This window comes from Klebsiella sp. DY2415 (assembly GCF_026314315.1).
In the GTDB taxonomy this organism is placed as follows: domain Bacteria; phylum Pseudomonadota; class Gammaproteobacteria; order Enterobacterales; family Enterobacteriaceae; genus Klebsiella; species Klebsiella ornithinolytica.
In genome coordinates, this window is sequence record NZ_CP111115.1 from 1240164 (window position 1) to 1266875 (window position 26712).

General features: G+C 52.6%; 28 protein-coding genes, 1 other RNA gene and 1 pseudogene. 15 read left to right on the forward strand and 15 right to left on the reverse strand.

All coding sequences use genetic code 11. The features are described from left to right. Positions 1–621: 621 nt before the first annotated feature. A pseudogene (locus tag OQV00_RS05915) lies at positions 622–767 on the reverse strand (integrase core domain-containing protein); the annotation flags it as partial. An 842-nt stretch (positions 768–1609) separates the two neighbouring features. Here OQV00_RS05915 and OQV00_RS05920 point away from each other — a divergent pair. Continuing rightward, the gene (locus tag OQV00_RS05920; protein ID WP_032445252.1) at positions 1610–2254 is read left to right on the forward strand and encodes a hypothetical protein; all 645 of its coding nucleotides are present in this window, start codon (positions 1610–1612) and stop codon (positions 2252–2254) included. A 38-nt stretch (positions 2255–2292) separates the two neighbouring features. On the opposite strand, the gene OQV00_RS05925 is transcribed toward OQV00_RS05920, so the two are convergent. The 6 genes from OQV00_RS05925 to OQV00_RS05950 form a co-directional block, all read right to left on the reverse strand. Continuing rightward, a complete protein-coding gene (locus tag OQV00_RS05925; RefSeq protein WP_032445253.1) occupies positions 2293–3003 on the reverse strand; it encodes an RES family NAD+ phosphorylase in 711 nt (236 codons plus the stop codon). 700 nt (positions 3004–3703) lie between these two features. After that, positions 3704–6037 carry a primase-helicase zinc-binding domain-containing protein gene (locus OQV00_RS05930; protein WP_266279999.1) on the reverse strand — a complete coding sequence of 778 codons (2334 nt, stop codon included), beginning with the start codon at positions 6035–6037 and terminating at the stop codon, positions 3704–3706. Between the two features lie 11 nt (positions 6038–6048). Beyond that, positions 6049–6369, reverse strand: a complete 321-nt coding sequence (locus tag OQV00_RS05935) for a DUF5375 domain-containing protein (RefSeq protein WP_265796128.1) — start codon at positions 6367–6369, stop codon at positions 6049–6051. Then, the gene (locus tag OQV00_RS05940) at positions 6366–6593 is read right to left on the reverse strand and encodes a hypothetical protein (RefSeq protein ID WP_265796127.1); all 228 of its coding nucleotides are present in this window, start codon (positions 6591–6593) and stop codon (positions 6366–6368) included. Before OQV00_RS05940 ends, OQV00_RS05935 begins: the two co-directional genes overlap by 4 nt. After that, positions 6590–7147 carry a host cell division inhibitor Icd-like protein gene (locus OQV00_RS05945; RefSeq protein ID WP_266280003.1) on the reverse strand — a complete coding sequence of 186 codons (558 nt, stop codon included), beginning with the start codon at positions 7145–7147 and terminating at the stop codon, positions 6590–6592. The genes OQV00_RS05940 and OQV00_RS05945 overlap by 4 nt, the downstream gene beginning before the upstream one ends. Then, positions 7144–7410, reverse strand: coding sequence for a helix-turn-helix transcriptional regulator (locus OQV00_RS05950; protein ID WP_004174792.1), 267 nt, complete (start codon positions 7408–7410; stop codon positions 7144–7146). Before OQV00_RS05950 ends, OQV00_RS05945 begins: the two co-directional genes overlap by 4 nt. A gap of 539 nt (positions 7411–7949) precedes the next feature. Between OQV00_RS05950 and OQV00_RS05955 the strand changes: the two genes are divergently transcribed. The 4 genes from OQV00_RS05955 (at position 7950) to OQV00_RS05970 (ending at position 11441) form a co-directional block, all read left to right on the forward strand. Further along, entirely contained in the window at positions 7950–8687 is a 738-nt protein-coding gene (locus OQV00_RS05955; protein WP_266280005.1) for a glycoprotein 3, read from the forward strand. Beyond that, the gene (locus OQV00_RS05960) at positions 8684–8929 is read left to right on the forward strand and encodes an ogr/Delta-like zinc finger family protein (RefSeq protein ID WP_266280007.1); all 246 of its coding nucleotides are present in this window, start codon (positions 8684–8686) and stop codon (positions 8927–8929) included. The genes OQV00_RS05955 and OQV00_RS05960 overlap by 4 nt, the downstream gene beginning before the upstream one ends. Positions 8930–8946: 17 nt before the next feature. Next, a complete protein-coding gene (locus OQV00_RS05965) occupies positions 8947–9513 on the forward strand; it encodes a phage polarity suppression protein (protein ID WP_266280009.1) in 567 nt (188 codons plus the stop codon). 518 nt (positions 9514–10031) lie between these two features. Further along, positions 10032–11441, forward strand: a complete 1410-nt coding sequence (locus OQV00_RS05970; protein ID WP_180242225.1) for a hypothetical protein — start codon at positions 10032–10034, stop codon at positions 11439–11441. A 36-nt stretch (positions 11442–11477) separates the two neighbouring features. On the opposite strand, the gene OQV00_RS05975 is transcribed toward OQV00_RS05970, so the two are convergent. The 3 genes from OQV00_RS05975 to smpB form a co-directional block, all read right to left on the reverse strand. Then, entirely contained in the window at positions 11478–12674 is a 1197-nt protein-coding gene (locus OQV00_RS05975; protein ID WP_032445284.1) for an integrase domain-containing protein, read from the reverse strand. A gap of 184 nt (positions 12675–12858) precedes the next feature. Next, positions 12859–13223: a transfer-messenger RNA gene (ssrA, locus tag OQV00_RS05980) on the reverse strand. A gap of 146 nt (positions 13224–13369) precedes the next feature. Beyond that, complete coding sequence (gene smpB / locus OQV00_RS05985; protein WP_004866580.1) at positions 13370–13852, reverse strand: SsrA-binding protein SmpB; 483 nt, start codon at positions 13850–13852, stop codon at positions 13370–13372. Positions 13853–14004: 152 nt separating this feature from the next. On the opposite strand from smpB, the gene OQV00_RS05990 reads away from it, so the two are divergent. Continuing rightward, positions 14005–14442: a type II toxin-antitoxin system RatA family toxin gene (locus OQV00_RS05990; protein WP_004866577.1), complete on the forward strand. Its 438-nt coding sequence runs from the start codon at positions 14005–14007 to the stop codon at positions 14440–14442. Further along, on the forward strand, positions 14432–14722 hold the full coding sequence (locus tag OQV00_RS05995) for an RnfH family protein (RefSeq protein WP_004866575.1): 291 nt from the start codon (positions 14432–14434) through the stop codon (positions 14720–14722). Before OQV00_RS05990 ends, OQV00_RS05995 begins: the two co-directional genes overlap by 11 nt. Before the next feature lie 68 nt (positions 14723–14790). Here the strand turns inward: OQV00_RS05995 and bamE are convergent, their stop codons facing one another. From bamE to nadK, 3 genes are all read right to left on the reverse strand, one after another. Further along, positions 14791–15132 carry an outer membrane protein assembly factor BamE gene (gene bamE / locus OQV00_RS06000; protein ID WP_004866572.1) on the reverse strand — a complete coding sequence of 114 codons (342 nt, stop codon included), beginning with the start codon at positions 15130–15132 and terminating at the stop codon, positions 14791–14793. 147 nt (positions 15133–15279) lie between these two features. Continuing rightward, the gene (gene recN, locus OQV00_RS06005) at positions 15280–16941 is read right to left on the reverse strand and encodes a DNA repair protein RecN (protein ID WP_044348888.1); all 1662 of its coding nucleotides are present in this window, start codon (positions 16939–16941) and stop codon (positions 15280–15282) included. Between the two features lie 86 nt (positions 16942–17027). Then, positions 17028–17906, reverse strand: coding sequence for an NAD(+) kinase (gene nadK, locus OQV00_RS06010; protein WP_004866566.1), 879 nt, complete (start codon positions 17904–17906; stop codon positions 17028–17030). A gap of 123 nt (positions 17907–18029) precedes the next feature. Between nadK and grpE the strand changes: the two genes are divergently transcribed. After that, entirely contained in the window at positions 18030–18620 is a 591-nt protein-coding gene (gene grpE / locus OQV00_RS06015) for a nucleotide exchange factor GrpE (protein WP_004866563.1), read from the forward strand. 133 nt (positions 18621–18753) lie between these two features. Here grpE and OQV00_RS06020 read toward each other — a convergent pair whose 3' ends face one another. Both OQV00_RS06020 and OQV00_RS06025 read right to left on the reverse strand, forming a co-directional pair. Beyond that, positions 18754–20040, reverse strand: a complete 1287-nt coding sequence (locus OQV00_RS06020; RefSeq protein WP_032718085.1) for an HlyC/CorC family transporter — start codon at positions 20038–20040, stop codon at positions 18754–18756. 118 nt (positions 20041–20158) lie between these two features. Beyond that, positions 20159–20950 carry a cytochrome C assembly family protein gene (locus tag OQV00_RS06025; RefSeq protein ID WP_004866556.1) on the reverse strand — a complete coding sequence of 264 codons (792 nt, stop codon included), beginning with the start codon at positions 20948–20950 and terminating at the stop codon, positions 20159–20161. A 166-nt stretch (positions 20951–21116) separates the two neighbouring features. Between OQV00_RS06025 and ffh the strand changes: the two genes are divergently transcribed. From ffh to OQV00_RS06060, 7 genes are all read left to right on the forward strand, one after another. Next, on the forward strand, positions 21117–22481 hold the full coding sequence (gene ffh / locus OQV00_RS06030) for a signal recognition particle protein (protein WP_004866553.1): 1365 nt from the start codon (positions 21117–21119) through the stop codon (positions 22479–22481). Positions 22482–22730: 249 nt separating this feature from the next. Next, entirely contained in the window at positions 22731–22979 is a 249-nt protein-coding gene (rpsP, locus tag OQV00_RS06035) for a 30S ribosomal protein S16 (protein ID WP_004866550.1), read from the forward strand. A gap of 18 nt (positions 22980–22997) precedes the next feature. After that, positions 22998–23546, forward strand: coding sequence for a ribosome maturation factor RimM (gene rimM, locus OQV00_RS06040; protein WP_004866548.1), 549 nt, complete (start codon positions 22998–23000; stop codon positions 23544–23546). Between the two features lie 31 nt (positions 23547–23577). Further along, a complete protein-coding gene (trmD, locus tag OQV00_RS06045) occupies positions 23578–24345 on the forward strand; it encodes a tRNA (guanosine(37)-N1)-methyltransferase TrmD (protein WP_004866546.1) in 768 nt (255 codons plus the stop codon). A gap of 39 nt (positions 24346–24384) precedes the next feature. Next, the gene (gene rplS, locus OQV00_RS06050; protein ID WP_002914145.1) at positions 24385–24732 is read left to right on the forward strand and encodes a 50S ribosomal protein L19; all 348 of its coding nucleotides are present in this window, start codon (positions 24385–24387) and stop codon (positions 24730–24732) included. A 121-nt stretch (positions 24733–24853) separates the two neighbouring features. Continuing rightward, positions 24854–25294 carry a DUF2946 domain-containing protein gene (locus OQV00_RS06055; protein WP_004866543.1) on the forward strand — a complete coding sequence of 147 codons (441 nt, stop codon included), beginning with the start codon at positions 24854–24856 and terminating at the stop codon, positions 25292–25294. Between the two features lie 53 nt (positions 25295–25347). Then, on the forward strand, positions 25348–26712 hold the full coding sequence (locus OQV00_RS06060; protein WP_075808287.1) for a PepSY-associated TM helix domain-containing protein: 1365 nt from the start codon (positions 25348–25350) through the stop codon (positions 26710–26712).

The window sequence follows — 26712 nt, forward strand, 5'->3', positions numbered from 1 at the left end:
GATCATATAGTTTGCTTTGTATATTTTATGAAAGGGATCACATAATGAGGAGGAGGCGATTGTCGGGCTGATATGAGAGTCGCGAGGTAAGTCACCGAACGAACTTTTTTTAATCAATTACCTATGGTAAGAGTAGCGGAATATCTGCGCACGGTTTCTGAAATTATCCTGTGAACCGTCATGGCTGCTAAAGCCGAAAATGATCAAAGCTCACTTAATAAAATGAGGTTTATCAGCCAGTTATTTCATTAATTTGCATGGGTAACGCATCTAGCTTTCGCATAGTCAGGCTTCTTTTAGACCATTTAGCATCCCCGTGCAGAGAAGTAATGACTCTGCGGCTCCACGTCATGGCCAGGTTTCAGCCTGAAACCGCACCAGTATTTGGCCGATGCATTGATGTATTCCCGCGTCAGGGTCCAGATACCGCTGAGCGTTTTTGCGCCCCGGTATGGAACGCGAAGCTTCATCAAATGCCGTTTCATCCCTGTTAACTGAACCAAGACAAAGCAAAATGTTATCACCCGCTTTATGACCCTGGCCCAAAATCAGTTCAGTGCTACATCAGAGATCCGGACCTTTTTGCAGACTCCGGATAAATTCCTCTGGTGTCTGGTTATTTTATGATGAACAGGGGCGTTGTTGGTTATATTCATGTCGCCAGCAGTCGCTCCTCTCTTGAGCATCTTCGGGGACAGGAACCAGTGCACATTCAGACATTCATCGCGAAGGCTACCATTAAATGGCTCGACCAGTTCGTTGTCTGTGGCGGTTCATACCTCAAAAACAAGAAAGCTTTATGAGGTGCCTAAAAGGTTCGGATTTAATTAGTTGGCATCAGACTTCGCGGGACAAATTCAAGGCACAAAAAAGCCCGCAGGGCTTGCGCCGTGCGGGCTCTCAGGACTTCATCGGATGACTCTGGTAATCACCGATGGAGAATTTTGGTGGGCTGGCGGAGTCTGAATAAAATAATTAATGGTATGTTTTTATTGGGTTTTTATTAATTCAACTTTTATTGGTATACCTAAGCGTATACCAATGGTGGTTTGTTGCATTCCTTCTTTTAGTTAAACAGACCTGTTTCTGAACAGTCCACATCAAGGAAGAAACTTTTTTTTAGAAAAACTGTTCACACTGTTCACCTCCTTGTTTTTCTTTTTAATATCAAAATGATAGATGGTGATTAGTTGGTGAAGAGTGAACAGTCAACTCTTCACCTTAGCGCATCTCTGGCCTGTTTTCGGCGACAATTACCACAATACGATGATGATGATGGCGGGGGTAAAAAGTTTTTTTGGTGAAAACTGTTCACACTGTTCACTTCTGATTTTTATTATTTATTTTCAATGTATTAGGGCGTGAATACCCAGTGAACAGTGAACACTTTACTGTTCACCTCAGCAGGCTACAGGTACAGGCGTTATAGTCTGCTGTGAGCGAAAAGCGGACATCCATAATTGTATGCATGCTGCAATCACGGTGTATGAATCGACCGGGAGCAGGTCAAAGTCTTACACCTTGCGTGATCATAGATTGTTCGAAAAACACCCTTCATTTGACCATTCCTCAAAAATGAATTATGATAATCGTCAAATGGAGGTGCATAATGATTAAACACACCACAGCAGAAAGAGAAATCAACACTTCAGCTAAGCTGAATGAGTACCAGTTGAACCTTCTGAAAAGGATTAACAACCTCGCTATTTCCCTGATGCCTGAATTTGAAGACAAAAATCAGGCTATGGATGCTATCACGCTGGATGACGGTTCTCTGATGCAATTGCTCTATACCGTTCAACTCGAGCAGAAGACACGCGTCAACGACTACGAAATGCGTAAAGTGCGCCGTCGTCGCGAAAATCTGGAAAGATTTTATCGTGAGCTTCAGGAATTGGGCGGTACGCTTAAGGTGAACGATGTGGTCGATATCCTTGGTATCACACGCCAGGCGATCAACATTCGCGTTAAGAAGAACAAGCTTTTAGCATTCAAACAAAACGGGGATTTTATTTTCCCGAAATTTCAGTTCGCTGATAATGGGCTAATTCCCGGCTTTGAAGACGTGATGGCGGCATTCGAAGAGGATACACATCCAATGTTGCGGTTGGGTGTGCTGAAATCACCGATAGAGGTTAATAGTGAAGGCCTACAAAAGACGCCGATTCAAATCATGCTGGACGGTGCTAAAAAGTGTGAACTTAGTCTGGCCATACGTGCAGCTAAACAGTTCGGAAATCAAGTAGCCAGTTAACGGATTTAAAAAGAGGGGCCAGCCCGCCCCTCTTTGATTTACATTGGTTCTGGCGTAATTTCGAATCCAAGCAATTCTTCGAACATCTCTTCACCTGACATCGTTCCTTTGTGCCACCCCTTAGGGAACATGCCTTCGTCAGTTTCGACGTAACTAGCATAAGGCCACATCCCCTGAGGGGTATCGGTAAAGGCTGGTGTACTACCCGGTCGTTCCCAAAAGGCATAACAACGCTTATAGCGCTTATGTCTTGAGGTATAGGCAATCCCGTCATAGTCACGCCCGAAATGCGTATAAAGATGTTCCATTAGCCACTGAGGAAAGGTGTAATCTTCGTTCTCTAAGCTATCCAAAGGGATATGTAACAACTCACAGAGTGCCACAACATCAATCACTTTCACCGTTCTCGCGACATCCACAGAGCACATATAATGTTGTGAAAGTACCGATTCAGGATAAGAAATCGTTCCTTTGAGATGGAACAAACGCCCGTATGCTTCCGCCGCCGCCGTTAACGCCGAGTCAGAAGCATACCATACCGCCACACTTCCCCCGAGAGGGTTGTATCGCCCACAGTCGTCTTTCTCAATTGGCGCGCTGAAGTTGATTGCGCTTTTATACAACTTCCTTTGATGACGCTTCAAAAGACCAGGGCCTTGTTGAATGTCAATCGCCGGAATACGTCCAGAATTGTTTTGTGCAGCAATCCCTTGTGCAACAACAGTTTTTTCAAATGTCCATTTGGTCATTTTTAATTCTCCTTCTATAAACAGATTAAGCCATAGGCTCCTCTCCATATTGATTGAAAAAAATCCCTGCCGTGCTTGCCCAGCAGGGTTCGCGAGACCACGTTCATCTCAATCTCGATTATACCAAGAAAAAATTTTATGTTTCAGAAAGTTAAAATTTTTTTTTAAAATACTTCGCGTGCCTTCTCGATATATTGGTAGGTTTGAAAATAAGAAATAACGCAGAGAGTTTTACCGAAAGGAGGACCATGCAGATCCTTATCAGGAGAATTAGAAATGATAACTTCACTGGATACTGTATTTTTAGTGAAGATAGTTTGAGCCTCTCAATAAGCGTCTAACGAGAGCCGTATTGGCAGCATGACCCGGAGATTATTCCCCGGGCAGGATGACGCGCCACGATCGCCTCCATGATCCCAGCCGAAGAACAGGTAATCTTATCGGCCCAGACTCACCGTTCACAACGCGTTTTCCGCAGCCGTCGAAGGCCTAATACTTCCGCTTATGGCACTGAGCGGTCTGATCACTTTGGTGGTAAAAAGTTTTTTCTGGAAAAACTGTTCACACTGTTCACTCGGTTTTTTTTATTGTTTATTTTCATAATGTTAGTTGGTTAATACTCGGTGAGCAGTGAACACTTTACTGTTCACTCTGGCCGGTATGCAGGTAAAAAAAGACCGGCAATGCCGGTCCGGGTAGGTTATGTTGCGGTGGGTTCGTCGCACTTCGGCAGCCAGTCGGCGTTGCTTTCCTCCCTGAGAGCGAGATTGGTCTGCATACCCTGATTTGTGCGGCGTTTATCGTAATTCAGACCGTACTCTTTCAGCATGGCTGAGAGCCCCTTGCCGAACATGGTCAGACTGAGCGCGTTCCTGTAACCGTGGGCTTCCATGTACACCAGATAAGCGTGATACAGATACAGGCGCGGCTGGCGCGGGATAATGTTGGCGTTCCCCATATACATTCCGTCCGGCTCCGGTAGCGCCTCCAGATAGCCGCAAAAATCAAACGTCGGGTCAGCGTCGCGTTTAATACTGAGCGCCTCATCGGAGTTCTGCTGCGACTGGAGCAGGGCGCGGGCACTCATCGGGTCGCTGAACTGCTGCATTAACTGGCGCACGATGACGGCCAGCTCACGGGCGATTTTATCCCTGAGCTGCGGGTCGCGTTCTTCCGGCGCAATCTGCTCCGGGAAGTGGATAATCACCCGGCGACGTGACACACCGCCGCTGCGGTCGGTGAAGCGCATCGGGTTATTGTTCACGGCCAGAATGACCGCCGGAATATGCGTCGAGTAGGGATTCTGGTATTTCGGGTCGACCGACACCGCATCGCCGCCGGTGATGGCCTTGAGTCCGGCACCGTCCCCGCTCCATTTCTCCTGGTCTGGCAGACGAATGAGCGAGAAGCCAATCAGGGAGGCGCGCTTACGGGGGTCTTCCAGCGTGTCGATATCGGCTGACGTGGCGTTATCCTCTCCGGCCAGCATCGTGGCGATTTCAGCGAGAATACTTTTCCCGCTGCCGCCCGGCCCGGTGACTTCGAGAAAGAGCTGCCAGTCGTAGCGGTTCGCCAGCACCATAAACAGCGCGGCCAGAATCACGTTACGTTTTGTCGGGTTGCCACTGGCCGCCCGGTCGAGCCAGCGCCAGAAGTTCGGCGCATGGGTCTCCAGCGTTTCCCCTTCCACCGGCGGGGTGAAATCCACGTCGCACAGGGTGCGCAGCCAGTGCGATTTGCTGTGCGGGCTGAATATACCTGAGCTTGTATCGAGCACCCCGTTGCGAAAACCAATCAGACGGCGTGCCGGTGCATCCTGCTGCGGAATAATCAGTTTCAGGGTCTCCACCACCGACGCAATTCTCCCCGATGAGAACGGGGCGCGCAGGCGCTGGAACAGCCCGGCCACATCGCGGGCAAAATCAGACGGCGTTATCACCTTCCAGATGCCGTTTTCATACCGGGACAGGAGCTGGCCGTTGGCGTCCACGGCCAGCGCTTCGCCGTAATGCTCATGCACCCGCATCGCCTTATCGCTGGCGCTCATGGCGGTAAATTCCGCCTCGCTCATGGTGTCGAAGGGGCTTTGTGCCGCTGGCCGGATGGCGGCATAAATGGCTTTCCGCGTGGCGTCTTCGCCTCTGAGCATCACTGCATCATTCCAGTCACCAAATACCGGCGGCAGGGCGACAACGCCCTCACAGGCCTGAGCGGCCGCAGCGGCTTTGTTCTGGCCGGTGCCGTTCAGGTCACGGTCAGCGGCAAGCACAATCTGACAGGCCGGGTGTTTCTGACGGGCCAGGCTCGCCAGAGAAAGGAGGTTCACGGACGACAGCGCCACCATAACGGTTTCGCCAGTCAGGTGATGCACGGTAAGCGCCGTCGCATAGCCCTCCGCTATCCACAGGCGTTTTCCCGCCTGTTTTTTCCCTTCGATAGTGTGGCTCGCTCCTTTTACCGCGCCTCCTTTCAGGGTGCGCTTGAGCCCCTCAGCATTAATAAGCTGGAGGTTAACCAGCGCGCCGGTCCCGTCATACAGCGGCACCACCACATCACCGGCGCGGTAGGCCACGCCGCCGGTTTTGTGCGACTCGGTCAGCGTCAGACACTCACGACCTGCGAAGCCCTTGCGGGTCAGGTAGGCGTTGTCGGTGGCCGGGCGGGTTTTCTCCAGCAGCCCGACGGCCAGCGCGGCCGCCGCTTTGCGGTCGGCCTCCGTTCCGGCGTCTGCGGCCGCCACCACCTCCGGGGCCACTGGTGGCAGATGGCCGGTGACGGCGTTCACCTTCCCGGCGGCCTCGGATGCCGATATGCCGAACACCATCTCAACCAGTTTCAGGCCGTCACCGGCGCCGCACTGGTTACAGAACCATGTGCCGCGCCCCTCTTTATCGTCAAAGCGGAAACGGTCAGCGCCGCCACACACCGGGCAGGCCTGATGGCGGTTTTTTATCACTTTCATTCCCAGCGCCGGGAGAATGAGCGGCCAGTGGCCGCACGCCTGTTTTACCGTGTCCGTTACGTTCATTTTCATGGTTTTCTCCCTCAGTGCAGTACAGGCGATGTCAGATGGCGGGCGCAGAGCTCATCCATCACGGCGAGCCCGAGGAAGGACAGCGACGGGGCGGCCTTCAGCGGCCCGGCCTGCATCAAATCTTCCAGCAGCGCACAGGCAATCAGGCGGCCTTTTTCCTCGCCGTGCTGGCGCAGGTAGAAGCCCTCCAGCTCGTCGGCAATGGCGTTTTCCAGCACATCGAGGGTGAGGTGGGGATAGCGGTGCTGACGTTCGCACAGGGTCAGCCAGGCACAGGCGACAGCGCGGCGATACAGGGCGGCACGCAATACGGGCGGCAGAGGCGTTTTCATACGTTACCCTCCCCGGTCAGCCAGCGCTGGTTGCAGCGCTCGACCACGCCGTCGAGCTGGGCAGTCATCAGGTAAATCACGGAGGTAAGCTGCGACTGTTGCGCCGGGTCGCGGCGAATGGTAGTGCAGTCCTGCTCCTGCATCATCGCGCTGACAAAGTGGCCGACGTTGCGCAGGTGCTCAAGGCATTCGAGGTCTTTGACGGTGATGGCGGGCTGTTTCATTCGCGCACCTCCGCCACCGGCAGACGACCGGCAAACGAGAGGACGTAATCGCGAACGAGGGAAAGGCGTGCGGCGTGTTCATCCCCGGCGATGGCGCGGAGCATACAGATACGAGGCTGACGGTCTGCGCGACGAACGGCGGCAAATACAAAGACAAACTGCGGGTGTGACGGGGCGAGGATAGTAGCCATGATGGCAGCCTCCATTGAGTAGCGGTTATTGCCACCACCGGAGTTCCTACGCTCATGGGTGGTGACCCGGACGGGGGTAGGAATACCGGCCTCAATGGGTACCGGCCAGCCCGAAGGCTGCCCCGCCCGGGCCACCATTATCTTGCCGGAGCTGCGGTGTGTGCATAAACACCACAGCCCGAAAAATGGGTGTGCCTGAGCAACGACGTAAAAAAAGACGCATGGCGCGTCTGGTGTCGCCATTGAGTAACTCGGGTTCCTACGCCCGGCTGCCGATTTTGCGACAGCGATAAAACTATACCTGGAAACGGCGAAGGGAAGCAAGCCAGAAAAAGGGGCTTTTTGCAGAACGGGCATCATCATGCGTCATAACCCCGGTTGCGTTCGGCAATACGGTCGGCCATCCACCCGGTGATTTCCGACTGCGCCCACGCCACGTTTTTTCCGCCGAGGGAGATTTGTTTCGGGAAAGCCTCCCGGCTGATGAGGTCGTAAATCGTGGAGCGGGACAGCCCGCACAGATGCATCACTTCGGGCAGGCGAATAAATCGCTCGTGAACGGCATCAGAGACCGGCATCAGCGGCGCAGCAGGAGCAGAAGACGGGGAAGAAAAAGCGGTGTGCATCGGGCTACCTCATAAAGTCCATACAGTGCCGGTCGTGTCCGTCCGGCCTCGGGTAGCTCTCTATTTTGTGAATATTTTCTCTGAGGGCAACAAGTCATTTTGTAGTGGCCCACCACACAACATATTGATTTTTTGAAAGTGGAAAACACTGGCAACTGTTGGCAATCGTTGGCAATTGATGGAAAACCTATGATTGCTTTTATTTATATATTCTTCATTTTTAATCGCAAAAAAGACTAAAGGAGCAGAGCTCCGTTAAAACAGAAAAGTGAACAGTAGTGAACAGTCGGTGAACACTTCTGACCTCAACTGTTCACCACTTAACTTACTGTATTACTTATTCTTTTATTTAAAGTGAACAGTAGTGAACAGTTATATGTAAAAAAACAAACGGTGAGTATGCTTTTCCTGAGACCTTTCTCTGGCAAGCCGGGTTTTAAAGTCCTGTTTGTGCCAGAACTGCCACAACCGTAACAGGTCGTGTTGTTGTGTGTGCCCCGGCAGAATCACCTCATGTTGAAACCACGAGGAAACCTGCCATGACCGACACCACCTTTATCCCTGATTACCTGAAACCGGCGCTGGAGCGACTGGCCGCAGCCAGAGAGGCCCATCTTGAACAGGCCCGCCGGATGGAGGACACCCTGACGGCCATCACCCGCGCAGAGGAGCAGAAAGCGGCGCTGGAGCAGGACAACGGCAGCGATACCCGCACATGGCGCGCCGCTTTCCGTGCCGGGGGCGCCATGCTGACCGATGAGCTGAAAAGCGGCCATATCGAACGCGTGGCCCGCCGGGAGCTGGCGCAGGAATGTGACAATCTGACCGAAGTGCTGGCCTTTGAACGTGACCTGCTGAAAGTCGCCTGCAACAGCACCGCAAAGGCATTCCGCCAGGCGCATCATGCCGTACTGTCTGAATATGCGAAGGAAGAGCTCGACCGCGCGCTGAACGACACCCTCGGGCCACTGGTCCGGGCGATGGTGCTGAAAGCGGACGTGATGGAAAACCCGCTCGCCAACACCACCGGCCATCAGGGCTACACCGAGCCGGAGAAAGAGGTCATGCATCAGGTGGTGACCTTCCTGACCAGGAAAGTGAGCGCCTTCTCCGTCACGCCAGCCGATGAGCCGGTGCTCTCCCTGACCGGCTTCCCGGCCGTTGCGCTTCCGCACATGGACCACGACGCCGCCAGCACACCCGGCGAGCGTAGGGTCTGGCAGGAGAAAATCCGTCAGCGCAAGGCTGACCTGAAAGCGCGGGGGCTGCTGCCATGATGCACTGTCCGTTCTGCAAAAAGTCGGCGCATGCCCGCACCTCCCGCTATCTGTCGGAGAACGTCAAACAGCGCTATCACCAGTGCACCAATATTGAGTGCTCGGCGACGTTCCGCACCACTGAAGCCATCGACGAGGTTATCCGGCCCCCGGCGGAGAAAGCGCCGCCTGTCGCGGAGCCGGTCACACCCCCGGCACCCCGTAAAGTGCAGGGCTGCTATAGCTCGACATACCGCCATTAATCAGGGGAGAACTGACCATGACCACCCTTACGCTACAGCAGGCCTTTGAGGCCTGTCAGAATAACGAAACCGCCTGGCTGAACCGTAAAGCCGAACTGGCGGCCGCAGAGCAGGAATACCGCGAGCAGGTGCTGGCCGGGGATGACCGTATACCGGGCAGAATGCAGACACTGCGCGACATTATCGATGTCAAAAAATGGGAGATAAATCAGGCCGCCGGGCGCTATATCCGCTCCCATGAAGCGGTACAGCGCATCAGTATCCGCAACCGGCTGAATGACTTCATGCAGGCGCACGGGACAGAGCTGGCGGCCACGCTCGCCCCGGAGCTGATGGGACTCAGTCAGCAGCCTGCGCTCCTGACCGGCCATGCGCTCGACCGTTCGGCGCATTACCTGAGGGAAGCCCTGTCCGTGTGGCTGAGTACCGGTGAAGAAATTAATTATGCCGCAGAAGACAGCGATATTTTAACGGCCATCGGATTCAGGCCTGACGCGGCTTCGCGGGTGGATAATCAGGAAAAATACACCCCCGGACAGAGCCTGATTTATTCCCGCCGGCGCGCGGAACTGGCCAGTAAGTAGCTCCGCAAAAAATCCCCGAAAATACCGCTATTTTTCCCGAATTAAGCCATGCATCCACAGGGTGCATGGTTTTGCATGCGTTTCCTCGCCCTGTTATTCCTGTCCGGCCCCTGTCCCGGCGCGGTCTGAGCCCCCCGATGCATCTGCATGAAAACCGACCCACGAAGCGGGCAGGCGAGGAGGGGAAAGCACTGCGCGCTGCATTTAAATTCGCTGACTTAGTGCATCCCCCAATGGTCTCGATTGAGTGCGATATTGGTTTGGAGGGATAAGTACAATGTAGTGCGTATCTGAAGAGCTCAGGAACAGTGAGTAGTGAACGTATTATTGATTATGAAAATAGTCGTTACAGTGTTCAAAAAGCCTTTGTTTCAATATATGTAATTGAAATTAAAGAGTAACTTATTCTCTTTGTGATTTTTAAAACAACTTTACTCTGTCTAACTTGTGATCTTTTTCTTAATGTAATACAAATGAGAGTGTTCCCATTGCTAGATGCTCAAAGTAAGGAGTGCTGTATGAAGTTTTCTGAAGCTTTTAATATGGAATTTCAGCAATCAAATTTAGATTTTATTGATATCCCTTTGGATACTGATTTACAATTTTTTATAGATCCCACCTCTATTCGAGCGTTAAAAACAGATTGGGGAGATAGTCTTGAGAAATTAATTCAGGATTATTTCGCAGATGTTATGGCTAGTATAAAAAACGGAGACCTTAAAAGAGCAGGAGTATTATTATCTTCATTGAAAGAATCCAATTCATTTCATCTTGGGTATTCTTCTAAAAAATCCTCTGGCAAAGCCTTAGGAGTTAAAACGGCAGAGCTAATTTTAGAGTCATTGAAAAATAGTAAAGCAGCTCAAACAGGATTACTGCATGATCTTGAGGATACAGCATTAACTATTGATGGGATTGCATCTGACAGGATTTCTGATTCTGTATGTAATATACTTAAGCTTCCGTTTATAGAATATACACAAAAGATTTGTGAATTTTATAATGTGGATATGTCAGATGTTTCTGGTATTCGTTTGTGGGATCCGAATAGTGGGCGATGGGGGAAGAGAACATTCAAGCTCCCTGTTTACAATGGTGAAGAAATTATACTTATCCCAAAGGTACTGGCTAGAGAAAAGATAGCTTATTCACACTCCAAATTTTATCGGAAATATATAATTCCAGAGATTAGAGCAGAACATCTTAAAGCAGGGTCTGCGCTTGTAACTCTTTTAAGAGGGAAGCAAACAGTAACAGCTACAAAGATTATCGAAGAATTTGGGCAGTCTAAGGAGTTTATTGAGGAACAGATAGTAAAATATCCTGATGCAATAAAGCAATACAAAGAAGAACTATTGCTTTCACCGCCACCGCCTCTTCCCCATAAAAGCTTTGATGATTCAACAGGGGCTGTAACTGGTCCACTATCATCAGATGTTGAGAATCTCAAGCTTGCAATAAAAGAAAATGATGAGCAATTGTATATTGAAAGCCTTAAAAAAATATTTCTGACTATATTTTATCCTTCTCTTTTTTATCCGTGCTTGATAAAGAGAAATATGCATGGTTATAGCTTTACAATGTTAAATGAATCTCGTGCGGGATTCTTTTTTGATTTTTCGGTTTTTGAAATTCCGGCTGATAAAATTTTAGTTAATATTGTGATGTCAAGCTCTCATATTAGTGAGGGTTATCTGGAAAACCTAGTTCAAGAAATGGATGTTATTAAAACATCAGTTTGTTTGTTGTCCTGCTGTGAAGCAACAAACGAACTGCAAAAAGACAAGATAAAGGCGTTGGCAAAAAGTAAAGGTAAGTATGTTTTTATTATAAATAGTGCGGTTATTAATGGTATTTTAGACGAGTATTATAAAATTGGTGAGCAGCATTTCAGTATGTTGCGTGATAAATTCAAAGAATTTAATTAAGTATGTGGAAGGTGGTGATTTATCACCACCTTATTTTTACCTGCATGATATTCTAATTAACTCACCCCACCAACTCATTAATTCAATTCTTTTTTGAAGATATGTTGAACGGTTGTATGCTCGCCGAACTTCATTTTTATCAATATGTGCCAATGCGGCCTCAATGACATCTGAATTAAATCCAGCTTCATTCATAGATGTACTGGCAATGGAGCGTAATCCGTGAGCTACCAACTTTCCTCCATACCCAATCCGTTTTAATGCTGCATTGGCAGTCTGGCTATTCATTGGTTGTTTAGGGTCATTTCTGCTTGGGAAAACATGCTCACGATGCGCACTAATAGGCTTCATTACCTCTAGAATGTCTAATGCCTGAGTGGATAAAGGAACAATGTGCTCTCGCTTGGCCTTCATCCGTTCGGCTGGAATTGTCCAGAGCTTGGCATCGAGATCGATCTCTGACCACCGAGCGCCGGAGGCCTCAGAAGGGCGCACAAGGGTCAGGAGCTGCCACTCAATAAGACAGCGAGTCGGAACAGATAGATTTGACATGACTAGAGAACGCATTAGCTTTGGCAATTCCTCTGGGCGCAGCGTCGGCATGTTTTGTTTTTTGGGCTTCTCAAAGGCCATACCAACACCTGATGCTGGATTGGCATCAATCAGACCAGTGTTTACGGCATAAATCATTATCTCGTTAATGCGTTGTACCAGTCGACGCACAGTCTCAAGCGCTCCACGAGCTTTGATTGGCTCAAGTGCTTCAACCAATGTTCGGGCTTTGATTTGCTGAACGGGGATCCCACCAATCACAGTGAATACATCTTTCTCCAGTGAGCGCCAAATGTCTTTTGCGTAATCTGGGGTAACGCTTTTGCTTTTGAGCTTGAACCAGTTAGCGGCGACTGTCGAAAAAATACTGTCCAGAGCGATTTGCTGCTCTTCCTCTGCAACTTCAGCTTGAATTTGCGGGTCAATTCCATTAGCTAATAATGCAAGGTAATCCGCTCTTAACCCTCGGGCATCAGCAAGTGAAAGGGCAGGGAAAGCACCAAGTCCCATCATTGTCCGTTGTTTTGTTGCTGGACGTTGGTAGCGAAAGCGCCAGAGTTTCTTGCCACTGGTTTTTACTATCAGGAAAAGTCCATCGCCATCATGCAGCGTCAGATCCTTCTCTAACGCTTTAGCGCGCAGAACTTCGGTGTTGGTCAGGGGGCGTGTTGTCCGTGCCACTGTGGCCGCTCCTTCATGAATTGGTATACGCTTTTAGGTATACATCCTACCGTATACCTAAACGTATACCAATAATCACCGGATTTAGCCGGATGCTCTCGGACAACGACAGACACAAAAAAGCCCGCAGGGCTTGTGCCGTGCGGGCTTTCAGGATTCCCCCGGACGTATCCGGAAGAGCAAGTGGTGGAGCTGGCGGGAGTTGAACCCGCGTCCGAAATTCCTACATCCTCGGCACTACATGCTTAGTCCAGTCTTTACATTCGCTGGCCAGCTGCGGACGGACACGCCACTGACAAACTAGCCTGATTAGTTTTAACGCTTCAACCCCAGGCAGGGCTTCCACGCGATCTCTTTTGGGTTTGACCTCTCTTTATTCCCCGTCTTAAGAGCGGAAGCTAGGGAGAGAGGGCTCTTAGCAGGTTATTAAGCTGCTAAAGCGTAGTTTTCGTCGTTTGCGACTATTTTTTTGCGGCTTTTTACGAGGCCAACCGCCCCTCGGCATGCACCTTGGGTTTCGCGAATCCCGTCGAATCCAGAATCAGCCCCAATGTGTTAAGGCGAGTATAACAGATTTGTGAATGGAGTTACCAGCACTCGTTCGCACGATTATGGGGGCTGGGTGGGTGAAAAAGCAGCATCAACAACGATATAGCGCATAAGGGCCAGCTGAGCCGGCCCTTAAAAAGAGGGGATTAGCGACCGGCGTGTTTCATAATACGGGCTTTATCCAGCGCCCACTCGCGATCTTTGAGATCGGTACGCTTGTCGTGCTGCTTCTTACCTTTGGCGACGCCGATTTTCACTTTGCACCAGGCGTTCTTCCAGTACAGCGACAGGGCTACGACAGTGTAGCCTTCACGGTTGATTCGGCCGTACAGGGCATCCAGCTCGCGCTGATTAAGCAGCAGCTTACGGGTACGCGTCGGGTCGCAGACGTAGTGGGTCGATGCCACGGCCATCGGCGTAAAGTTGGCACCAAAGAGATAGGCTTCGCCATCTTTCAGGATGACATAGCTGTCGCTGATGTTGGCTTTGCCGGCGCGCAGAGATTTGACTTCCCACCCTTGCAGGGCAAGACCAGCCTCGTATTCATCTTCGATAAAGTATTCATGGCGGGCGCGTTTATTCAGCGCAATGGTGGCTGATCCAGGTTTGTGGGCTTTTTTCTTGGTCATAATGTCCTGAAGTCATTGCTAAACGGGAACACAGTACCTCAATCCATCCTGCGAGGTGTAATGCGCTATCTTAGCACGAGTTGCGGCACAGCGTTTTTTTTAGCGGCAGATAAATGATATTATTTGCGATGTGTATAAATGTGGAACTTGCTATGCCTCAGATTAGCCGTACTGCGCTGGTGCCCTTCAGTGTGGAACAGATGTATCAACTCGTAAATGACGTGAAGTCCTATCCTGATTTTTTGCCTGGCTGCACCGGGAGCCGTGTGCTGGAGTCTGGGCCGACGCAGATGATGGCGGCGGTTGATGTGTCCAAAGCAGGCATCAGTAAGACCTTTACGACGCGTAATACCCTTACCAGTAACCAGAGCATTTTAATGAGCCTGGTCGATGGCCCGTTTAAAAAGCTGATTGGCGGCTGGAAGTTTATCCCGCTGAGCTCGGATGCCTGCAAAATTGAGTTTCATCTCGATTTTGAATTCACCAATATGCTGATTGAGATGGCGTTTGGTCGCATCTTCAAAGAGCTGGCATTAAATATGGTTCAGGCTTTCACGGCCAGGGCCAAAGAGGTCTATCGTGTCGGCTAACATCGTGGTGGAAGTTGCCTATGCCTTGCCGGAGAAGCAGTACCTGCAAAGCGTAAAGCTTGAAGAGGGCGCAACGGTTGAACAGGCGATTATTGCCAGCGGCCTGCTGGCGCTGCGCGGCGATATCGATCTGGCGAAGAACAAGGTCGGAATATACAGTCGTCCGGTTAAGCTGAATGATGTGGTGCATGATGGCGATCGGGTGGAAATCTACCGCCCGCTGATTGCCGATCCGAAAGAGCTGCGTCGTCAGCGCGCGGAGAAAAACGCCGGGAAATAGCGGCGAAAGGGATAAAAAAAGCGCTCAGTGAGCGCTTTTTGTCTTTTTGCAGCAAGGTATTTACTGCATTACTCGTTGGTCAGAGCCGGTTTGTTATCAATGTTGGTTAACACGCCGCTGCTGTTGAAGGTCAGCGTTAGCGTCTGCTGGGTGATTTTTTCATGCCCAGGCTGCTGACGGAAAACATAGAACCAGGTGTTGGTACCAAACGGATCCGACATCATTGGGGTACCCAGCGCATAAGCAACCTGCTGTTGCGTCATGCCGACACGAATTTTTGCTACATCGTTGGGTGCCAGATAGTTACCCTGGTTGATATCAGGACGGTAAACCACTCGTTCCAGAGTGGAACAGCCTGCGGTCAACATGAGAAGAACCGCTGCGGCAGCAGTCAGCGTTTTACAGCGCATAGTGATTTTATTCCTTTTCGGGCCCGAGCAGTACGTGGCTCATCTGTAATATGCCGATAATAATAGACCTTTGCCCAGTTGGAAACCTTCGACTGCAGGTCTTGCGGCAATTTGCTGTTCACTATGACTCTGCGAAAATCAAAAAGTTTACGCCGCGAGCAACTCTTTCGCGTTTGCCAGCGTATTACGAGTGACTTCGCTACCGCCCAGCAGACGGGCCAGTTCCTGCAGTCGCGCCCGTTTGTCGAGCGGGTGCATATGGGTTTCCGTCATCTCGCCGTCGGTCTCTTTGCAGACGAAGAAATGATGATGGCCACAGCCGGCAACCTGCGGCAGGTGAGTGACGCACATGACCTGGGTCGATTCGCCCAGCTGACGCAGCAGTTTGCCGACGACTGCCGCCGTCGGGCCGCTGATACCGACATCTACCTCATCGAAAATCAGGGCCGGCGTTTCCATCTTCCGCGCGGTAATGACCTGAATGGCCAACGCAATACGCGACAGTTCGCCACCGGAAGCGACTTTAGCAATGGGCTGAAGCGGCTGTCCCGGGTTGGTGGTGACGCGAAACTCGATACGGTCGGCCCCTTCGGCGGTGAGATGACGCTCATCAAAGGCAACCTCGATGGCAAACACCCCGTGAGGCATGGAAAGTGAGCGCATACTCTCCGTGATTAACTGCGCCAGCTCTTGCGCACTGGTTTGACGCAGAGCGTGCAGCTGCTGAGCAGTCTCTAGCGCCAGCTGATGGTGTTCTATCACGGTCTGGCTAAGTGATTCCAGCGAGCCCGCGCTGTCGTCCAGCAGCCGCTGCTCTTCCAGCAGACCCTGATAAAATGCGGGGAGCTCTTCCGGGGTGATCTGATGCTTACGCGCCAGGGCTATCTGGCGAGAGATGCGTTGCTCGAGCTCGAACAGACGATTCGGGTCGAGATCCAGACGGTCGTTATAGTGACGCAGTTCGTCGCTGGCTTCGCTGAGCTGAATAGCCGCCTCTTCAAGCATATCCAGCACGCCCGAGAGCTTGCTGTCCATACCGACGAGCTCGGTCACCAGCTGCCTGGCAGTGTAGAGCTGGCTCTGCAGGTTGGCTTCTTCGCCATCTGCGAGCACCGTCAGCGCGTGCTGACAGGTGGTCAGCAGCTGGCCGCTGTTGGCCAGACGTTTGTACTCTTCATCGATTTGTTCGAACTCACCCGGCTGCGGATTGAACTCATTCAACTCTTTCAGCTGATATTGCAGCAGGTCGGCGCGGGCTGCGCGTTCCTGGCTCTGCTGCTGATGCTGGGCCAGCTCGCGGCAGCTTTGATGCCACTGGCGGTAGTGTTCAGCCATACGCTGAGTAAGCGCATACTCACCGGTATAACCATCGAGCAGCGTTTTTTGGTGTTCTGGCTTCGTTAATAGCTGGTGCGCGTGCTGGCCGTGGATCTGAATAAGCAGCTGACCAAGCTCGCGAAGCTGGGAGAGGGGAACGGCGGTACCGTTAATGAAGCCGCGCGAACGACCGTCGGTGCTGATGACGCGGCGAAGTAAACACTCACGTCCGCTTTCCAGCTGGTTCTCTTCCAGCCAGCGCTGCGCCGCCGGAGTATCTTTTAAGGCGAAGCGGGCGCACAGGTCTGCGCGGCTGGCGCCTCTTCGCACCATGTCTGCTTCGGCTCTTCCGCCGAGGCACAGCCCCAGCGCATCAATGGCAATAGATTTCCCTGCACCGGTTTCCCCGGTGATCGCGGTCATTCCGCTGTGAAAATCGATTTCCAGTTCACGAACGATAGCAAAGTTACTGATGGTGAGTTGCGCCAGCATAGCTGCCTTCCTGTATGAAAAACCATTACTGTGTTTTCGTACAGTATAGACTGGTTTTTTATCCAGTAAAGAGGCGACTGCTAAAATCAGAACAATTTTTTCGACCAGCCGAGTTTAGTGCTCAATGTATTGAAATAGCTGTAATCTTTTGGGTGAATGAGATTCAGATGATAATCGCAGCGGTGGATAAGGACATCTTCGCCATCCTGAATCGGCAGCGCTATCTGGCTGTCGCAGCTGATCTCCAGATCGCTGCAGCGCTGGGAAAAACGCAGGCGAATGGTGCTGTCGCCGTTAATCACCAGCGGACGCGCCGAGAGGGTATGCGGGAACATAGGGACCAGGGTAATGGCATCCAGGGAGGGTGTCAGGATGGGGCCTCCGGCGGATAATGAATAGGCGGTGGAGCCCGTCGGCGTGGAGATAATCAGGCCGTCTGAACGTTGGGAGAAGGCAAACACCTCATCGATATACACTTCGAACTCAATCATATGCGCGACTTTGCCCGGGTGCAGGACCACTTCATTAATCGCTGTGCTGATGCGCTTCTGGCAATCTTGCTGGCAGACCTGGGCTTCCAGCAAAAAACGTTTTTCCGAAATGTAGTGGCCTTCCAGGACGTCGGCGAGCTGCTGCAGAGCGTTATCCGGGTCGAGATCGGTCAGAAAACCGAGGTTGCCGCGGTTAATGCCGATGACGTTGATATCGTAACGTGCCAGCGTTCGCGCTGCGCCGAGCATATTGCCGTCGCCGCCCACCACTACCGCCAGATCCGCCTGCTGACCAATTTCCGCCAGCGTGCCCGTTTTGACGTTGCTAAGCTGGAGCTCATGGGCAATCTGTTGTTCGACCAGAACCTCGTAGCCTTTGCCGGAGAGCCAGCGCCAGAGCATTTCATGTGTGGTCAGCGCGGTTGGGTGACGAGGGTGTCCCACAATGCCTATACACTTGAAATGGTTCTTCATGTTCTGGATGTCCTTGCGTTAAATGAATGATGACAATCTGACAGCTTCCCTTGAAACCCGGAAACGGATCCCCATAATAAGCGAAGTTAGCGAGATGAATGCGAAAAAAACGCGGAGAAATTCATGAGTAGTAAAGAACAGAAAACGCCTGACGGGCAAGCCCCGGAAGAAATTATCACGGAACAGCACGAAAACGTTGAGGCGGTTGAGCCTGAAGTTTCTGCTGAGCAGGTGGATCCGCGCGATGAAAAAATTGCGAATCTGGAAGCGCAGCTGGCTGAAGCTCAGACTCGTGAACGCGATGGTGTCCTGCGCATAAAAGCGGAAATGGAAAACCTGCGTCGTCGTACCGAGCTGGACGTGGAAAAAGCGCACAAATTTGCTCTGGAGAAGTTCGTTAACGAACTGCTGCCGGTTATCGACAGCCTGGACCGCGCGCTGGAAGTGGCCGATAAAGCCAATCCGGACATGGCTTCCATGGTTGAAGGTATTGAGCTGACGCTGAAGTCGATGCTGGATGTCGTACGCAAATTCGGTGTGGAAGTGATTGCCGATACCAACGTGCCGCTGGATCCTAACGTGCACCAGGCCATCGCCATGGTTGAGTCTGACGATGTGGCGGCTGGCAACGTGCTGGGCGTGATGCAAAAGGGCTATACCCTGAACGGTCGTACCATTCGCGCAGCGATGGTAACCGTAGCGAAAGCGAAATAATTCGCCTCCAACGGCCGCCCAAGGGCGGCCGTTTTTTATTGTTTTTATCGCGTTGCGGTTTTGTTGCCCGGAAAGCAGCGGGCAAAAAAAACGGCGAACCCAGGGTCCACCGTCTCTGCGTCAGGCCTGTCGATTACTCGGCGGCGCTCTCGCGAAGGGGCTTCACCGGCTTGACCTTCACCTGCTTAATCATATTGTCCTGGACGTCGAGAATATCGATATCATATTGCTCGATGCGCACGCGCGTGCCGGGAACCGGGATCTCTTCCAGCGCCTCCAGAATAATCCCGTTAACCGTTCGGGCCTCATCTTCCGGCAGATGCCAGTTAAACGCTTTATTGATTTCACGCACGTTGGCGCTGCCATCAATGATGACGGTTCCGTCGGTTAACGGCGTGACTTCTTCAGCCAGCGTCGGCGACATTGAGGTAGTGAAGTCACCGACAATCTCTTCGAGAATATCTTCTACCGTCACCAGCCCCTGGATGTCACCGTACTCATCGACTACCAGGCCTACTTTCTTCTTATTGCGCTGGAACTTCACCAGCTGCGTGCTGAGCGGCGTTCCTTCCGGCACGAAGTAAATTTCATCGGCGGCGCGCAGCATCACCTCTTTGGTGAACTCTTTTTTCTCGGTCATCAGGCGATAGGCTTCACGTACGCGCAGCATGCTGATGGCGTCGTCCAGCGAGCCGCGATACAGCACGATGCGTCCGTGAGGAGAGTGGGTCAGCTGGCGAACGATTGATTTCCAGTCGTCGTTAATATCAATACCGATAATTTCATTGCGCGGGACCATGATGTCATTGACGCTGACCTTTTCGAGATCCAACACCGACAGCAGCATGTCCTGGTTACGGCGGGAGATTTGGGTCCGCGACTCGTTCACGATGGTGCGCAGCTCATCTTTGCTCAGTGCGCCGCTGACGATGATATCGGTTTTGATGCCCATCATGCGCATCAGGAGGCGGGTGATGGTGTTCAGCAGCCAGACCAGCGGCATCATCAGCACCTGCAGCGGCGCCAGTAAGAAGCTGCTCGGGTAGGCGACCTTTTCCGGATACAGCGCCGCGATGGTTTTAGGCAGGACCTCGGCAAAAACCAGGACCACGAAGGTCAGTACGCCGGTGGCAATGGCCACCCCGGCATCGCCATACAGACGCATACCGACAATCGTCCCCAGCGCGGAGGCGAGGATGTTGACGAGGTTATTGCCGATCAGCACCAGGCTGATTAAACGGTCGGGTTTGCGCAGCAGCTTTTCTACGCGCTTTGCCTGGCGGTTGCCTTGTTTCGCCATATGCCGCAGTCGATAGCGGTTCAGGGTCATCATCCCGGTTTCAGAACCGGAGAAATAGGCGGAGATAATCACCATGATAATCAGCGTCACGATCAGCGTGGTGGTAGATATGTGTTCCAGGGGGGACTCCTTAACGCCTGGCCCGGTAGGCTATTTTATGAGCCTGCTGGCGCTGAGCGCGCCAGTCTTCAGGCTTTCTGCAATGATGACACCTGCCGGGACAGGCGGGTGTTCGGGGTTAACTAATAAACTGTTGAAGCACGCGGCTGCCAAAGTAAGCCAGCGTCAGCAGGCCTGCGCCGGTGACGTTAAACCAGACGACCCGACGACCGCGCCATCCTTCATGATAGTGGCCCCACAACAGAACGATATAGACAAACCACGCGACGATCGACAGCACGGCTTTATCGATATTTTCCGTGCTAAACAGGTTATGCATATAAAACAAACCGGTGCACAACGTCAGCGTCAGCAGGACCACGCCGACCTGCGTAATATGAAACATTTTACGCTCGATACTCATCAGCGGCGGCATTTCATGGCTGAAGGCCAGCTTTTTGTTCTTCAACTGATAATCGATCCATGCCAGCTGGAGCGCATACAGCGCGGCAATAATCAGCGTCGCATAAGAGAAGAGCGACAGGCCGATGTGCACCAGCATTCCCGGCGTGGTTTCCAGATGGGTGATGTATTCGTTCGGCACGAAAGTGGCGAAAGCCAGGTTAATCAACGCAAATGCGTAGACGATAGGCAGCAGCAGCCAGCCGCGGTTACGCGACGCGACGATAGTCATCACCGTACAGATCATCAGACTGACCAGCGAACCGACGTTTAATAAACTGAGATTCTGTCCGCTCTCGCCGCCGGGGAAAATACGTGACTCCAGCGCAAAAGCATGACAAATCAACGCAATAGTTGCGGAAAGAATCGCCATCCGCCGCCAGCTGCTGTTTTTTTGCAACAGGCCGGGGATGATCAGCGCAAGGCTGATGGAGTAGGCGACAAGCGCGAGCAGAGCAAAAACAGGCATATGGGTGTCGACTGTTGACTAAATAAGAAAGAGAAGCAGTATAGCGTCACGCGACGTCTGCTCCAACCGTTGCATCACATCGCGCTTCATGTCGTGTTATACTGCGCCAAATCCGTGTTTTCGTGTCGCTGCTGCGACCGACAGTTTCCACCTCAGGCGAGAGACAATGTTTGATAATTTAACCGATCGTTTGTCGCGTTCGCTGCGCAACATTAGCGGCCGCGGACGCCTTACCGAAGACAATATTAAAGATACCCTGCGTGAAGTCCGCATGGCGCTGCTGGAGGCGGACGTCGCGCTGCCTGTCGTCCGTGACTTCATCAGCCGCGTCAAAGAGAGCGCGGTGGGTCATGAAGTAAACAAAAGCCTGACCCCGGGTCAGGAGTTTGTCAAAATCGTACGTAACGAGCTGGTTGCGGCGATGGGCGAAGAGAACCAGGCGCTGGATTTAGCCGCTCAGCCGCCGGCCGTCGTGCTGATGGCGGGTCTGCAGGGTGCGGGTAAAACCACCAGCGTCGCGAAGCTGGGTAAATTCCTGCGTGAGAAGCACAAGAAGAAAGTGCTGGTGGTCTCTGCGGACGTTTATCGCCCGGCGGCGATTAAACAGCTGGAAACGTTGGCTGAGCAGGTTAACGTTGATTTCTTCCCGTCCGATGTGGGCCAGAAGCCGATCGATATCGTTAACGCCGCGCTGAAAGAAGCGAAGCTGAAGTTCTACGACGTGCTGCTGGTGGATACCGCCGGTCGTCTGCACGTCGATGAAGCGATGATGGACGAAATCAAACAGGTCCACGCTTCTCTTAACCCGGTAGAAACGCTGTTCGTCGTTGATGCGATGACCGGTCAGGATGCCGCGAATACCGCCAAAGCCTTTAACGAAGCGCTGCCGCTAACCGGCGTGGTGCTGACTAAAGTCGATGGCGACGCCCGCGGCGGTGCCGCGCTGTCGATTCGACACATCACCGGTAAACCGATTAAGTTCCTTGGCGTCGGTGAAAAGACCGAAGCGCTGGAGCCATTCCACCCGGATCGTATTGCTTCCCGTATTCTCGGCATGGGCGACGTGCTGTCGCTGATCGAAGATATCGAGAGCAAGGTTGACCGCGCGCAGGCCGAGAAACTGGCCTCCAAACTGAAGAAAGGCGATGGTTTCGATCTGACCGATTTCCTTGAGCAGCTGCGTCAGATGAAAAACATGGGCGGCATGGCCAGCCTGATGGGCAAACTGCCAGGCATGGGGCAGATCCCGGACAACGTGAAATCCCAGATGGATGACAAAGTGCTGGTGCGGATGGAAGCGATCATCAACTCGATGACGCTGAAAGAGCGCGCTAAGCCGGAAATCATTAAAGGTTCACGTAAGCGCCGTATCGCCGCCGGCTGCGGGATGCAGGTGCAGGATGTGAACCGTCTGCTCAAACAGTTTGATGATATGCAGCGCATGATGAAGAAGATGAAGTCGAAAGGCGGCATGATGAAGATGATGCGTGGGATGAAAGGGATGATGCCGCCAGGATTCCCTGGTCGCTAATCGGCCTGGCTTGTTTGCCATTTCGGCACCGGGGTGTGCTCGCCATCCTCACGTACTACGTGTACGCTCCGGTGGCTGCGCGCACGTCGGCACCGAACTGACCGCACCGCCGACGGCCTTTTATAGCAGACTTATCAACTGTTGATTGCAATTTCCCCAAAAATGAGTAAAATTTTCGGGCTTTTAATATGACACCCGGGCTCCGTTCCTCGATGGGGCCCGGGTGTTCTATTCACACAAGAGGATGTTATGGTAACTATTCGTTTAGCTCGTCACGGCGCTAAAAAGCGTCCGTTCTACCAGGTTGTTGTCACCGACAGCCGTAATGCACGCAACGGTCGCTTCATTGAGCGCGTTGGTTTCTTCAACCCGATCGCTTCTGCGAACGAAGAAGAAACGCGTCTGGATCTGGATCGTATCGCTCACTGGGTTGGCCAGGGCGCTACCGTTTCCGATCGCGTTGCAGCGCTGATCAAAGCAGCAAACAAAGCAGCTTAATCTGTCACGGTGGTCATGATGAGCAAGCAACACACCGCACAAGCACCTGTTGATCCGATCGTATTGGGCAAGATGGGTTCTTCCTACGGTATCCGTGGTTGGCTCAGAGTGTTTTCCTCCACCGAAGACGCCGAAAGCATTTTTGACTATCAGCCCTGGTTAATCCAGAAGGCGGGTCAGTGGCAGGTCGTTGAGCTGGAAAGCTGGCGCCACCATAATCAGGACATCGTTATTAAGCTGAAAGGCATTGACGATCGTGATGCTGCGAATCTGCTGACTAATTGCGAAATTGTCGTGGATTCCTCGCAGCTGCCGAAGCTCGAAGAGGGTGACTATTACTGGAAAGACCTGATGGGCTGCCAGGTAGTAACCACAGAAGGCTATGGCCTTGGTAAAGTCATCGACATGATGGAAACCGGGTCAAATGACGTTCTCGTCATTAAGGCAAACCTGAAAGATGCATTTGGTATCAAGGAGCGGCTGGTTCCGTTCCTCGATGGGCAGGTTATCAAGAAAGTCGATCTCGCTACTCGCACAATCGAAGTAGACTGGGATCCTGGTTTTTAAATTCTCCGGATAAACGGTAAAAGACGGCGCTATGTGGATTGGCATAATTAGCCTGTTTCCTGAAATGTTCCGCGCAATTACCGATTACGGGGTAACTGGCCGGGCAGTAAAAAATGGCCTGCTGAGTATCCAGAGCTGGAGTCCTCGTGACTTTGCTCATGACCGGCACCGTACCGTGGACGATCGTCCTTACGGCGGCGGACCGGGGATGCTAATGATGGTGCAACCCTTACGGGACGCCATTCACACAGCAAAAGCCGCGGCAGGTGAAGGCGCAAAGGTGATTTATCTGTCACCTCAGGGACGCAAGCTTGATCAAGCGGGCGTCAGCGAACTGGCAACGAATCAGAAACTGATTCTGGTGTGCGGTCGCTATGAAGGCATAGATGAGCGCGTAATCCAGACCGAAATTGACGAAGAATGGTCAATCGGTGATTACGTCCTCAGCGGTGGTGAGTTACCAGCCATGACGCTGATTGACTCCGTTTCCCGGTTTATTCCGGGGGTTCTGGGTCATGAGGCATCGGCAACGGAAGATTCCTTTGCCGATGGATTGCTGGACTGCCCACACTATACCCGTCCTGAAGTGTTAGAAGAGATGGAAGTACCGCCAGTTTTGCTGTCGGGAAACCATGCTGAGATTCGTCGCTGGCGTTTGAAACAGTCGCTGGGCCGTACCTGGCTTAGAAGACCTGAACTTTTGGAAAACCTGGCTCTGACTGAAGAGCAAGCAAAGTTGCTGGCGGAGTTCAAAACTGAACACGCAAAACAGCAGCATAAACATGATGGGATGGCGTAAGCCCCTAATATCAGTTTACCCAGGATAAGAGATTAAATTATGAGCAACATTATTAAGCAACTTGAACAAGAACAGATGAAGCAGGACGTACCTTCCTTCCGTCCGGGTGATACCGTGGAAGTGAAAGTATGGGTTGTTGAAGGTTCCAAAAAACGTCTGCAGGCATTCGAGGGCGTGGTTATCGCTATTCGTAACCGCGGTCTGCACTCTGCATTCACTGTTCGTAAAATTTCCAACGGCGAAGGCGTTGAGCGTGTCTTCCAGACTCACTCTCCGGTAGTTGACAGCATTGCTGTTAAACGTCGTGGTGCTGTACGTAAAGCTAAACTGTACTACCTGCGTGAGCGTACCGGTAAGTCTGCTCGTATCAAAGAGCGTCTTAACTAAGATTCGCTTTCGCGACATCCTGATGAAAAGGGCTGGCCCGTTGGGCCGGCCCTTTTTTTATCTTCAATTTAACCATTCTGATGTAAATCATTTACAATATCGCTCTCATTTCGGAGGGGCGGTGGTCAGCAAACTTTCTCTACACTCAGCGTTTATACGGCGGGCCGCATGGCTGGCGCTGTTTTCGATCCTGCTGATTGTGATTGCGCCGCTGATCTCGGTCTCATTGCAAAAAGATCCGATGAGCGCTATGCCCGGCATGCATCATGCCATGATGATGGCGGATATGCCGCATGAGCAGATGATGTCCCACCCGGTGGATTCTCCTGCGCCCCAGTCGACGCACACGATGCCGCTCGACCATGCGGAGGCCTGTGGCTACTGCGTGCTGCTGGCTCACGTTCCGGGGCTGCTGTTTGCGCTGGCGCTGCTTATCTCCGTTATCCTGCGCCGCGTGCGCGTGCTTTTCCCCTGTCTGGTGCTGAAGCGCCGGCATTTCTTCCCCTGGCTGTACCCCGAAACCCGCGCGCCGCCGCATCGGTCTGCTTTTTCTGCTTTCTAAAATAACAAGGCGCACAGCGCCACGTTCTCTTTTTGCTTTCAGAAAGGAAAAGTATGACTACCTGCACCTCGCGCGCGGCATGGCTGAACCTGCTGCGACGCCTCCATTTCTATATTGGTCTGTTTGTCGGGCCGTTTATCTTCGTGGCGGCCCTTACCGGGACGCTGTACGTGGCCACTCCACAGCTGGAGAACTGGCTCTATCAGGATGCCCTTCGTGGCTCGTTGAGCGGCGATCGTCAGCCGCTTAGCGCCCAGCTGGCGGTCGCGGAAGAGACGACTCAGGGGAATCTTCGTTTACAGGCGTTGCGCCCGGCGATTAAGGCCGGGGAGACCACGCGGGTGATGTTTGCCGATCCGCAGTTGGGAGAGTCTGAGTCCCGGGCGATCTTTATCGACCCGGTAACGCTGAAAGTGAAGGGCGATATGACGGTCTATGGTACCAGCGGAATTTTACCGCTGCGCCAGTGGATCGATTACGCCCATAAATCATTGCTGCTCGGGGATAGCGGCCGGCTTTATAGCGAGCTGGCTGCATCATGGATGTGGGTTGCGGCTCTCGGTGGCATTGTCCTCTGGGCGATGACTCGTCCCCGCAGGCGGATAAATAATCGTATGCAGAATAGCCGTCGTCTGCATGTTTCTCTGGGCTGGGGGCTACTGGCAGGTATGCTGCTTTTCTCCGCCACCGGGCTGACCTGGTCGCAGTGGGCCGGCGGCAATGTGGATAAAATGCGCGCGGCATTCGGCTGGCTGACCCCGCAGGTGAATACGCAGCTGCATAGTGCCATGCCGATGCCGCATGATCCGCATGCCGAACACCATATGGGGCATCGGGCAGATGCGGCGCCGGCGGCGAAAGGCGAACAGTTTGATCGGGTGCTGACGATCGCGCGTGCGGCGGGTCTCGCTGCCAGCAAGCTGGAAATCCGCCCTCCGGCTGCGGCGGGGCGGGCGTGGACGGTCAATGAAATTGACCGAAGCTGGCCCACGCAGGTGGATGCTGTGGCGATTGATGGGGAGACCATGCAGGTTGTCGATCGCACCCGCTTTGTCGATTTCCCGTTAATGGCGAAGCTCACCCGCTGGGGCGTGGATTTCCATATGGGGATTCTGTTTGGTCTTGCCAATCAACTGCTGCTGATCGCGTTTGGGATCGCGCTGTGCGTGATGATTGTGGTGGGGTATCGCCTGTGGTGGATCCGGCGGCCGGCTCATGCGGCGTTTAACCCGGCGAATACCCTGATTCAGGCGTGGTTCAACCTGGGATGGCCCGCCCGCGCGCTCACGCTGGCGATGGCAGTGATGCTGGGGCTGGCGTTACCGTTAATGGGCGCCAGCCTCGCGGCAGGACTGGTGATTGACTATCTGCGCTGGCGGGCGGCAACGGCCGTCATGCTCGCGAAGTCGGTCGACTAG

Coding starts and splice junctions, on each gene's coding strand:
- OQV00_RS05920 (WP_032445252.1), top strand. CDS start 1,610: ATGATTAAACACACCACAGCAGAAAGAGAAATCAACACTTCAGCTAAG.
- OQV00_RS05925 (WP_032445253.1), bottom strand. CDS start 3,003: ATGACCAAATGGACATTTGAAAAAACTGTTGTTGCACAAGGGATTGCT.
- OQV00_RS05930 (WP_266279999.1), bottom strand. CDS start 6,037: ATGAAAATGAACGTAACGGACACGGTAAAACAGGCGTGCGGCCACTGG.
- OQV00_RS05935 (WP_265796128.1), bottom strand. CDS start 6,369: ATGAAAACGCCTCTGCCGCCCGTATTGCGTGCCGCCCTGTATCGCCGC.
- OQV00_RS05940 (WP_265796127.1), bottom strand. CDS start 6,593: ATGAAACAGCCCGCCATCACCGTCAAAGACCTCGAATGCCTTGAGCAC.
- OQV00_RS05945 (WP_266280003.1), bottom strand. CDS start 7,147: ATGATGATGCCCGTTCTGCAAAAAGCCCCTTTTTCTGGCTTGCTTCCC.
- OQV00_RS05950 (WP_004174792.1), bottom strand. CDS start 7,410: ATGCACACCGCTTTTTCTTCCCCGTCTTCTGCTCCTGCTGCGCCGCTG.
- OQV00_RS05955 (WP_266280005.1), top strand. CDS start 7,950: ATGACCGACACCACCTTTATCCCTGATTACCTGAAACCGGCGCTGGAG.
- OQV00_RS05960 (WP_266280007.1), top strand. CDS start 8,684: ATGATGCACTGTCCGTTCTGCAAAAAGTCGGCGCATGCCCGCACCTCC.
- OQV00_RS05965 (WP_266280009.1), top strand. CDS start 8,947: ATGACCACCCTTACGCTACAGCAGGCCTTTGAGGCCTGTCAGAATAAC.
- OQV00_RS05970 (WP_180242225.1), top strand. CDS start 10,032: ATGAAGTTTTCTGAAGCTTTTAATATGGAATTTCAGCAATCAAATTTA.
- smpB (WP_004866580.1), bottom strand. CDS start 13,852: ATGACCAAGAAAAAAGCCCACAAACCTGGATCAGCCACCATTGCGCTG.
- OQV00_RS05990 (WP_004866577.1), top strand. CDS start 14,005: ATGCCTCAGATTAGCCGTACTGCGCTGGTGCCCTTCAGTGTGGAACAG.
- bamE (WP_004866572.1), bottom strand. CDS start 15,132: ATGCGCTGTAAAACGCTGACTGCTGCCGCAGCGGTTCTTCTCATGTTG.
- recN (WP_044348888.1), bottom strand. CDS start 16,941: ATGCTGGCGCAACTCACCATCAGTAACTTTGCTATCGTTCGTGAACTG.
- nadK (WP_004866566.1), bottom strand. CDS start 17,906: ATGAAGAACCATTTCAAGTGTATAGGCATTGTGGGACACCCTCGTCAC.
- grpE (WP_004866563.1), top strand. CDS start 18,030: ATGAGTAGTAAAGAACAGAAAACGCCTGACGGGCAAGCCCCGGAAGAA.
- OQV00_RS06025 (WP_004866556.1), bottom strand. CDS start 20,950: ATGCCTGTTTTTGCTCTGCTCGCGCTTGTCGCCTACTCCATCAGCCTT.
- ffh (WP_004866553.1), top strand. CDS start 21,117: ATGTTTGATAATTTAACCGATCGTTTGTCGCGTTCGCTGCGCAACATT.
- rpsP (WP_004866550.1), top strand. CDS start 22,731: ATGGTAACTATTCGTTTAGCTCGTCACGGCGCTAAAAAGCGTCCGTTC.
- rimM (WP_004866548.1), top strand. CDS start 22,998: ATGAGCAAGCAACACACCGCACAAGCACCTGTTGATCCGATCGTATTG.
- trmD (WP_004866546.1), top strand. CDS start 23,578: ATGTGGATTGGCATAATTAGCCTGTTTCCTGAAATGTTCCGCGCAATT.
- rplS (WP_002914145.1), top strand. CDS start 24,385: ATGAGCAACATTATTAAGCAACTTGAACAAGAACAGATGAAGCAGGAC.
- OQV00_RS06060 (WP_075808287.1), top strand. CDS start 25,348: ATGACTACCTGCACCTCGCGCGCGGCATGGCTGAACCTGCTGCGACGC.